Source organism: Streptomyces sp. SP18BB07 (genome assembly GCF_036322545.1).
GTDB lineage: Bacteria > Actinomycetota > Actinomycetes > Streptomycetales > Streptomycetaceae > Streptomyces > Streptomyces deccanensis.
This window is the reverse complement of sequence record NZ_JAQYWT010000356.1, coordinates 131303-140855: the sequence shown is the minus strand read 5'-3', so window position 1 is coordinate 140855 and position 9553 is coordinate 131303. Positions and strand designations below refer to the sequence as shown.

Below are 9553 nucleotides of genomic sequence, written 5' to 3'. Positions count from 1 at the left end.
CTCCTGCTCTCCCTCCCGGGCTCGCCGATCCTCTACTACGGCGACGAGATCGGCATGGGCGACAACATCTGGCTCGGCGACCGCGACGCCGTCCGCACCCCCATGCAGTGGACCCCCGACCGCAACGCCGGCTTCTCCTCCTGCGATCCGGGGCGGCTGTCGCTGCCGACGATCATGGACCCGGTCTACGGCTACCAGGTCACCAATGTCGAGGCGTCGATGTCGTCGCCGGCCTCGCTGCTGCACTGGACCCGCCGGATGATCGAGATCCGCAAGCAGAACCCGGCCTTCGGCCTCGGCACGTACACCGAACTCCCCTCGTCCAACCCGTCCGTGCTCGCCTACCTCCGCGAACACGGGGACGACCTGGTGCTGTGCGTGAACAACTTCTCCCGTTTCGCCCAGCCCACGGAACTCGATCTGCGCGCCTACGAGGGACGCCACCCCGTCGAACTCATCGGCGGCGTGCGCTTCCCGGCCATCGGCGAACTGCCCTACCTCCTCACCCTCGCGGGCCACGGCTTCTACTGGTTCCGTCTACGGAAGGACGCCGTGTAAGCCCGACCGGAACCCCGGGCGGGCCGGTTTCCTCCGGCCCGCCCGGGGCACGCAGACAGGAACACCCCCGCCTCCCGGGGAAAGGACGCGATTCCATGTCGGAAGCCGCTTCGCACTCCACCGCGACAAGTCCTGCACCACCGCCCGTCGCACCACCGACAGCCGGGCTGCTCACCTCGCTGGAGCCGCTGCTGCGCGAGTGGCTGCCACGGCAGCGCTGGTTCGCGGGGAAAGGACGGCCCGTCACCGGGTTCAGCCTGGTCGCGGCGACGGAACTGTTGCCGGTGGGCACCGCCACGGCCGGCGGGCCACACGGGGCCGGCGGGTCCAAGGTCGGGCTGCTGCACCTCCTCGTCCGCGCGCATCAGCCGCTGGTGCCGTCCCAGGGGGCCCCGGCCCACCCCGGCGACTGCTACCAACTGCTGCTCGGCGTACGCGAGACACTGCCGCCCCGGCTGGCGCCCGCGCTGATCGGGCATGTCGAGGAAGGGCCACTGGCCGGGCGGACGGTGTACGAGGGGCTGCACGACCCGCGTCTCGCGGATGTCCTCCTGGAGGCGCTGCGCTCGAAGGCACGTGTCGGGGAGCTGCGCTGCGAGCGGGACACGCGGTGCGACATTCCCGAGGGTCTGGTGCCGCGACTGGCCACCGCCGAGCAGTCCAACTCCTCGCTCGTCTACGGCGATACGTTCATCCTCAAGCTGTTCCGCAGGGTCGTTCCCGGGGCCAACCCCGATCTCGAACTGCCTCTGATGCTGTCCCGCGAGAACTGCCCCCGGGTGCCGGCGCCGGTGGCCTGGATGGTGGCGGACCTGAGCCGCGCCGGCGACCCCGACGGCCATCACGTGCTGGGCGTCCTGCAACCGTTCCTGCACGGCGCGGCGGACGGCTGGGAACTGGCGCTGAGCATGCTGGCCAAGGGCGAGGACTTCACCGCCGAGGCGCGGGCGCTGGGGCGGGCGACCGCCGAGGTGCACACCGCGCTGACCCGCGCCCTGCCCACGGCCACCCTGGGCCGGCCCCAACTGGAGGCGCTGGTCGAGGGGATGACCGAACGCCTGGAGGCCGCCGCGCAGGCCGTACCCGCGCTGCGGCCGTACGCGCCCGGCCTGCACACCGCCTTCGAGGCGCTGGCCGACCTGGCGGGCGAGGGGCGCACCTGGACGGCCCAGCGCATCCACGGCGACCTGCACCTGGGGCAGTGTCTGCGCTCGCCCTCCGGGGAGTGGTCGCTCATAGACTTCGAGGGCGAGCCGTCGAAACCGCTGACCGAGCGGCGGATGCCGCAGCCCGTCGCCCGTGACATCGCCGGCATGCTCCGCTCCTTCGACTACGCCGCGCACTCCCTGCAGCCCCCGGCCACCGACTGGGCGACAGCCTGCCGGGCCGCGTACTGCTCCGGGTACGCGGAGGTGGCGGGGGCCGATCCACGGACCGACCCCGTGCTGCTGCGCGCGTACGAGACCGACAAGGCCGTGTACGAGGTCCTCTACGAGGCCCGTCACCGCCCCGACTGGCTCCCGGTACCCCTGGCCGCCGTCCACCGCCTGGCCACGGACCCCTGCACCGACACCACCCCCTGACACCACCCCTTCCGAGGAGACCGTCCCTGTGACTCCCCGCCCGCCGTCCGACGACAGCACGCAGCCCCCCGACGCCGGGGCCGAGGTACCGGCCCCGGTGAAGAAGAGGGCCACGACCACGAAGAAGCCGGCCGCGAAGAAGACGACGGCCACGAAGGAGGCCGTCGCGAAGAAGACGACGGCGAAGAAGACGGCGACGAGGAAGACGACGGCGAAGAGCACGACCGGGGCGGTCGCGGCCGAGACGGCGACGGCGGCGAAGACCGTGGCGAAGAAGGCCGCGGTGAAGAAGGCGACGGCGAAGAAGACCGTGGCCAAGAAGGCCGTCGCGGCGAAGAACGTCGCGGAAAAGGCCGTCGCGAAGAAGGCCGACGGCAAGACGGCGGTCGGGGAGAAGGCGGCGGCCGGGCAGAAGGCGGCGGCCAAGAAGACCACGACCAAGAAGGCCGCGACCAAGAAATCCACGGCCGAGCAGGCCGTGGCCGCCGAACCCGTCACGGCGGGATCCATGGCCGCCGAAGCGGGCAGCGCGCGAGCCGCGACCGCCGAAGGTGTCGCCGAGACGGCCGCCGTCAAGAAAGCCGTGGCCAAGAAAGCCGTCACGAAGAAGGCTGTCGCGAAGGAGGCCGTCGCGAAGACGACCGTCGCGAAGAAGGCCGTCGCAAAGAAGGCCGCTGCAAAGACGACCGCCGCAAAGACGACCGCCGCAAAGACGACCGTCGCGAAGAAGGCTGTCGCGAAGAAGGCCGCAGCCAAGAAGGGCTCCGCCGGGAAAGCGCCCGCGCGGAAGGCCGTGGCGGCGCCGGAGTCGATCGGGTCCGAGTCGGGCGGGTCCGAGTCGGCCGTCGCCGTGTCGGTGCTGGCCGGGTCGTCCACGGCTCCCGAGCCGACCGTCCCCCACCAGGCCACCCCGGAGCCGTCCGGACCCGACCCGGTGGTCCCGAGGCAGTCGACGTCCGAGCCTGTGCCGGACGAACCACCGGCTGCCGCACCGGACGGCCCCCAGCCCGCCCAACCCGCCTTCTCCCCCGCGATGGACGGCGGTGACCGGGAGCGGTTGGTGGCCGGTACGCATCATGAGCCGCACGCCGTGCTCGGAGCGCATCCGGCGCCCGGTGGTGTGGTGTTCCGGGCGTTCCGGCCGTACGCGCTCGCGGTGAGCGTGGTGGCGGGGTCGCTGCGGGCGGAGCTGCACGACGACGGGGGCGGCTTCTTCTCGGCGCTGCTGCCGCTGCGGGACGTTCCGGAGGGCGGCTACCGGCTGCTGGTGTCGTACGAGGGGACGGAGCAGGAGACCGAGGACGCGTACCGTTTCCTGCCCGCGATCGGTGAGCTGGACCTGTATCTCATCGGCGAGGGGCGGCACGAGCAGCTGTGGCGTGCGCTCGGCGCCGAGCCGATGACCCACCAGGGCGTCACCGGCACCCGCTTCACGGTGTGGGCCCCGAACGCGCGCGGCGTACGCGTCGCCGGGACCTTCAACTTCTGGGACGGCACGGGCTTCCCGATGCGTGCGCTGGGCTCCTCGGGCGTGTGGGAGCTGTTCGTGCCCGGGATCGGCGAGGGCGAGCTGTACAAGTTCGAGATCACTCGCCCGGACGGTTCGAGGACGTTCCGGGCCGACCCGATGGCCCGTCGCACGGAGGTCCCGCCCGCCACCTCGTCCGTCGTGCACACGTCGCACTACGAGTGGGGCGACGAGGAGTGGCTCGCGAAGCGCGCCGAGACCCCCGCGCACGAGGCGCCGTTCTCGGTCTACGAGGTCCATCTGGCGTCCTGGCGCCCTGGGCTGACGTACCGCCAACTCGCCGAGCAGCTACCGGCGTACGTCTCCGACCTCGGCTTCACGCACGTCGAACTGCTGCCGGTCGCCGAGCATCCCTTCGGCGGTTCCTGGGGCTACCAGGTCACCGGGTTCTACGCGCCGACGGCCCGGCTCGGCACCCCGGACGACTTCAAGTACCTGATCGACGCCCTGCACCGGGCGGGCATCGGCGTGCTGATGGACTGGGTGCCGGCGCACTTCCCGCGTGACGACTGGGCGTTGGCGGAGTTCGACGGGCGCCCGCTGTACGAGCACCAGGACCCGGCGCGGGCGGCGCACCCCGACTGGGGGACGCTGGAGTTCGACTACGGGCGGCGCGAGGTGCGCAACTTCCTGGTGGCGAACGCCGTCCACTGGTGCGAGGAGTACCACATCGACGGGCTGCGGGTGGATGCCGTCGCGTCGATGCTGTACCTCGACTACTCGCGCGAGCCGGGTCAGTGGACGCCGAACGAGCACGGCGGCCGGGAGAACCTCGACGCGGTCGCCTTCCTGCAGGAGATGAACGCCACCGTGTACCGGCGGGTGCCGGGGGTCGTGACGATCGCGGAGGAGTCCACCGCCTGGGACGGTGTCACGCGGGCCACCCACCACACCGGGCCGGGCGGCTTCGGCGGGCTCGGCTTCGGCCTGAAGTGGAACATGGGCTGGATGCACGACTCCCTGGGCTACATGGCCAAGGACCCGATCCATCGCAAGCACCACCACCACGAGATGACGTTCTCGATGGTGTACGCGTACAGCGAGAACTACGTCCTGCCGATCTCGCACGACGAGGTCGTGCACGGCAAGGGGTCGCTGGTGTCGAAGATGCCGGGCGACTGGTGGCAGCAGCGGGCCAACCACCGCGCGTACCTGGGCTTCATGTGGGCCCATCCCGGTAAGCAACTCCTCTTCATGGGGCAGGAGTTCGCCCAGGGCGCGGAGTGGTCGGAGGCGCACGGACCGGACTGGTGGCTGCTCGATCCCGCGTACGGCGCGGAGGCGGACCACCGGGGGGTGCGGGACCTCGTGCGAGACCTCAACACCGTGTACCGCCGCACTCCCGCGCTCTGGGAGCAGGACACGCGGCCGGCGGGGTTCTCCTGGATCACGGGGGACTCGGCGGACGACAACGTGCTGGCGTTCCTGCGGCTGGCGGAGGACGGCAGTCCGTTGCTGGCGGTGTCGAACTTCTCGCCGGTGGTGCGGCAGGACTATCGGCTGGGGGTTCCTGAGGATGTGCCGGCGTGGCGGGAGGTGTTGAACACGGATGCGGGTGTGTACGGCGGGACGGATGTGACGGCGTCCGACCCGGTGAAGCCGGAGCCCCACCCCTGGCACGGCCGACCGGCCAGCATCCGTGTCACGCTCCCCCCGCTGACCACCCTCTGGCTCCGCCCGGCCTGATCTTCCTCGCCCCCGCCGCCCCTACCCGTCCCATCCTCAAGGGGCTGCGCCCCTTCGACCTCCAGGCGTCCGTCCGGTGGGGGCTGGTCGCGCAGTTCCCCGCGCCCCTGAAAAAGCGGGGCTGCGCCCCTGCTTTTTCGTCCTTTTTCGGGCCGAAAGGCCGTAGGCCTTTCAGGGGCGCGGGGAACTGCGCGAGAAGCCCCACCGGCCCGCAGCCGACAGACCACCGAGCGGGGTCGAAGGGGCGCAGCCCCTGGTGATGGGACGGGTAGGGGCGGCGGGGGCGAGAGACCTGCCCGGGCTCAGCCGGTCCTTCTGCGGTTCGACATCATCCGTCGCAGGAGCCCCATCAGCCCATGGCTCTCGCCCCGCCGCACCTCCACCTCGACATCCTCACCCCCCGGCACAGCAGGCACCCCCACCGGCCACTCCCGCACCGAACTGTGCCCCGCCAACTCATAACGCACCGGCAACAACTTCAACCCCCGCACCACCGGCCCCGACCGCCACGGCAACTGATCCGGCGGCAGGGTGAGTTCCGCCCGGCCGAAGTGGTCGAAGATCCGCCCCACCGCGGTCGTGACGATCGTCCCCGCCAGTTCCCGCGCGGCACTGGGACACTGATGCGGCCCGGCCCCCCACGCCAGATGCGCCCGCGTACTGACGGTGGGGTCGACGAGATGCGAGGACCCGATCTTCAGCAGATCCTGGTGCGCGGCGGCGACGGACGGCGACACGATGTCCCCGGCCCGGATCAGGAAGTTCCCGAGCCGCATATCACGCGCCGCGAACCGGAAGCACAGATTGGCCGTCGGCGGATTCGCCAGCGCGGCCCGGTTCACGGTCTCCCCGAGCTGCCCGTCGGACAGGCTCCGCCGCACGGTCGCGTTCCCCCGCAACACCTCAAGGAGCGTGTTGCAGACCATGTTCCCGGTGATGTCGTTGAGATAGACCGCGTTCATGAACAGCTCGCGGCCGAGCTGCTCGTCGCTGAGCGACGGGTCGGAGAGCAGCATGTAGGAGGTGAGGTCCTCCCCGGGCCGGGACCGCCGGTGCGCGGCGAGCCGTGTCATCGCCCCGAGCGTCCGCCCGGTCGCCGGCCCCGCGTCCGGCCCGCCGTCCAGCATCCGCCACAGGTCCATGACCATCTCGTCGCCGAGTTCGACGGGACACCCGAACAGCTTGGTCGTCACCATCAGCAGCAGCGGCCGGGTGTACTGCGCCGCGAGGTCGGCGAACCCGGTGGTCCCGGACTCGGCGGCGAGAAGGGCGATCAGTTCGTCGGCGTAGTGCGCGACGGCCGCCCGCAGCTCCCAGCCCTCGGGCGAGTGCCCGTCCTGGAAGGGCCGCATCGCCGAGTGGTAGCTCAGCCGTGCGTGCCGGTGCTCCTCGTCGTCGAAGAACATGGTCTGGCGGACCTCGTAACCGGCGAGCAGCGGCCAGTCCTTCGGCAGCCGCCCCTGCGCCCGCGCCCGCCAGTGCCGTACGTCGCGCCGCCACACACTCTCGTTGCGCAGGACCTCCAGCACCTCGCGGTAGTCGAGAACCAGCCAGGCCGGCACCCCCATCAGCCCCACCGGTGCCACCGGCCCGTACGTGGTCCGCAGTCGCTCGTAGACGCTGCCCGGATCCCGGTCGAACTCCGAGGTCAGCAGGGGCTCCACGGGGAGCGATTCCAGGCCGGGGCCGCCGGTTGGAGCGGCCGCGAACGGATGTGTTTCCATGCCGACACGCATACCGCATGAACCGTGCACAAGCAGTGACGACGACGGGAACTGTTACGGCTTGGTGATCCCTGATGCACGGGTGGTGACGGTGGCGGGAGTGCGGCCTGGTGGGTACCCGGCAGGCCGCACCCCCGGCCCACTTCAGGCCACGGCCGACAACTCCCCCAGCGCCTCCGGGAGTTCCTCCGCGTGGACGACACCGAGGGCCTGGGTCGCCCGGGTCAGCGCCACGTACAGATCGCTCGTGCCGAACCTCCCGGGCTCCACGACGAGGACGGAGTCGAACTCCAGGCCCTTGGCCTGCCGCGGGTCGAGGAGGACGACGCCGCGGGTCAGGTCGGGCTCCGCGCCCGCCGTGACGCCGTCCAGCCGGGCCGCCAGCGCCCGGTGCAGCTCGCGCGGCGCGACGACCGCGAGGCGCCCCTCGGCGGGGGTGAGTTCGGCGACGGCCTTGGCCACCTCGGCGGGCAGTTCGCCCGCCGCCGCGCGGCGCGCCCAGGGCCGTACGCCGGTGGACCGTACGGAGCTCGGCGGTTCGAAGTCCGGCCGCTCGGCGCGGACGACACCGGCCGCGACCGCCATGATCTCGGCGGGGGTGCGGTAGTTGACGCCGAGCCGGGTGTGCTCCCAGCGGTCCTGGACGTACGGGGCGAGGATGTCGGCCCAGGAGCCGACGCCCGCGGCCTCGGCCGTCTGGGCCGGGTCGCCGACCAGGGTCATGGAGCGGGTCGGTGAGCGGCGCATCAGCAGCCGCCAGGCCATCGGCGACAGCTCCTGCGCCTCGTCGACGATGATGTGCCCGAACGCCCAGGTCCGGTCGGCCGCCGCCCGCTCGGCCGCGCTGCGGTGGTCGTCCTCCTCGTGCCGCTCGGCGAACCGTTCGGCGTCGATGATGTCGTGCGCGGACAGCACCTCCGAGCCGTCGGGGTCACTGTCCTCCTTGTCCTCGAACTCGTACGTCCGGGACGCGTAGGACACCTCCAGCACGCCCTGCGCGTACGCGATCTGGGTCTCCCGCTCGCGCTCGGCGCGGGCCCGCGCGAGCCGGTCGTCCTCGCCCAGCAGTTCGGCGGCCTCGTCGAGCAGCGGCACGTCGGCGACGGTCCACGCGCGCGTGACCGGACGGCGTACGGCGTCGGCGTCCTCCTTCGGCAGATACGCGTCCGGCTCGGCGAGGAGGTCGGCGATCAGCCGGCGCGGGGTGATCCGGGGCCAGAGCCGGTCGATGGCGGACCAGACCTCGGGGTTCTCGGCCAGCTCGTCGCGGATCTGGGTGATGTCACTGGCGTCGAGGAGGTTGGAGCCGTCGTACGGGTCGGTGCCGATGCGTTCGGCGACCATCTCGGTGAGGGTGTTGAGGATGTAGCCCTCGAAGTGCTCGCGGGCCGCGTTGTGCGGGAGCTTCGCCTCGCGGGTGCGTTCGCGGGCGACCCGTACGAGGTCGTCGTCGAGCATGAGGATCTCGCGGTCGTGCTCGATGGCGATCACCGGGTCGGGCAGCGCCTGCCGGTCCCGTACGACGGCCGCGAGGACGTCGGCCATGGCGGCGCTCCCCTTGACCCGGGCCGCCGCCGGGGTGTCGGTGGCGGTGGCCCGTACGCCGGGGAACAGTTCGCCGACCGTGGCCAGCAGCACGCCCGTCTCGCCCAGCGACGGCAGCACCTCGCCGATGTAGCCGAGGAAGGCGGGGTTGGGCCCGACGACGAGGACGGCGCGTTTGGCGAGGAGTTCGCGCTGCTCGTAGAGGAGGTAGGCGGCCCGGTGCAGGGCGACGGCGGTCTTGCCGGTGCCGGGGCCGCCCTCCACGACCATCACGCCCTGGTGCGGGGCGCGGATGATGCGGTCCTGCTCGGCCTGGATGGTCTGCACGATGTCGCCCATGCGGCCGGTGCGGGCGGAGTTGAGGGCGGCCAGCAGGACGGCGTCGCCGGTCGGGTCCTCGTAGCCGGTGCGGGTCTCGTCGCCCAGGTCGAGGATCTCGTCGTGCAGGGCGGTGACCTTGCGGCCCTCGGTGGTGAGATGGCGGCGGCGGCGCAGCCCCATCGGGGTGTGGCCGGTGGCGAGGTAGAAGGGACGCGCGACGTCGGCCCGCCAGTCGATCAGGATCGGGGTGCGCTCGGTGTCGTCCTCGCGCAGCCCGATGCGGCCGATGTGGTGGACGGCGCCGTCGGCGAGGTCGAGCCGGCCGAAGCAGAGCGAACCGTCGACGGCGTTCAGCGCGGCCAGTAGTCCCGAGCGCTCGGCGACCAGGATGTCCCGCTCCAGACGGGCCTGCATGGGTGTGTTGCCCTGGGCGAGCGCGTCCGTGACGGACCCCTCGGTCTCACCGCGCAGGGCGTCCACGCGGGCGTACAGCCCGTCGATGAATTCCTGCTCGCGCCGCAATTCATCGTGTGAATCATGCGAAAAGCCGGTGTTTGACAATTCCACTCCCGCCCGGATATACTGTGCTCACTGAACTTCTTTGCGAC

Annotated in this window: 5 protein-coding genes; 3 read left to right on the top strand and 2 right to left on the bottom strand. The window is 71.7% G+C overall.

Features of this window, described 5'->3' with window-relative positions:
* The 3 genes from PUR53_RS37610 to glgB all read left to right on the top strand — a co-directional run.
* On the top strand, positions 1-558 hold a 558-nt coding region (locus PUR53_RS37610), incomplete at its 5' end, for an alpha-glucosidase C-terminal domain-containing protein (protein WP_329911310.1).
* Between the two features lie 95 nt (positions 559-653).
* A complete protein-coding gene (locus PUR53_RS37605) occupies positions 654-2141 on the top strand; it encodes a maltokinase N-terminal cap-like domain-containing protein (protein WP_329911309.1) in 1488 nt (495 codons plus the stop codon).
* Positions 2142-2169: 28 nt separating this feature from the next.
* On the top strand, positions 2170-5355 hold the full coding sequence (gene glgB / locus PUR53_RS37600; RefSeq protein ID WP_329911308.1) for a 1,4-alpha-glucan branching enzyme: 3186 nt from the start codon (positions 2170-2172) through the stop codon (positions 5353-5355).
* 302 nt (positions 5356-5657) lie between these two features.
* Here the strand turns inward: glgB and PUR53_RS37595 are convergent, their stop codons facing one another.
* Entirely contained in the window at positions 5658-7079 is a 1422-nt protein-coding gene (locus tag PUR53_RS37595; RefSeq protein ID WP_329911306.1) for a cytochrome, read from the bottom strand.
* A gap of 144 nt (positions 7080-7223) precedes the next feature.
* The gene (locus PUR53_RS37590) at positions 7224-9467 is read right to left on the bottom strand and encodes a HelD family protein (RefSeq protein ID WP_329898460.1); all 2244 of its coding nucleotides are present in this window, start codon (positions 9465-9467) and stop codon (positions 7224-7226) included.
* Between the last annotated feature and the right edge of the window lie 86 nt (positions 9468-9553).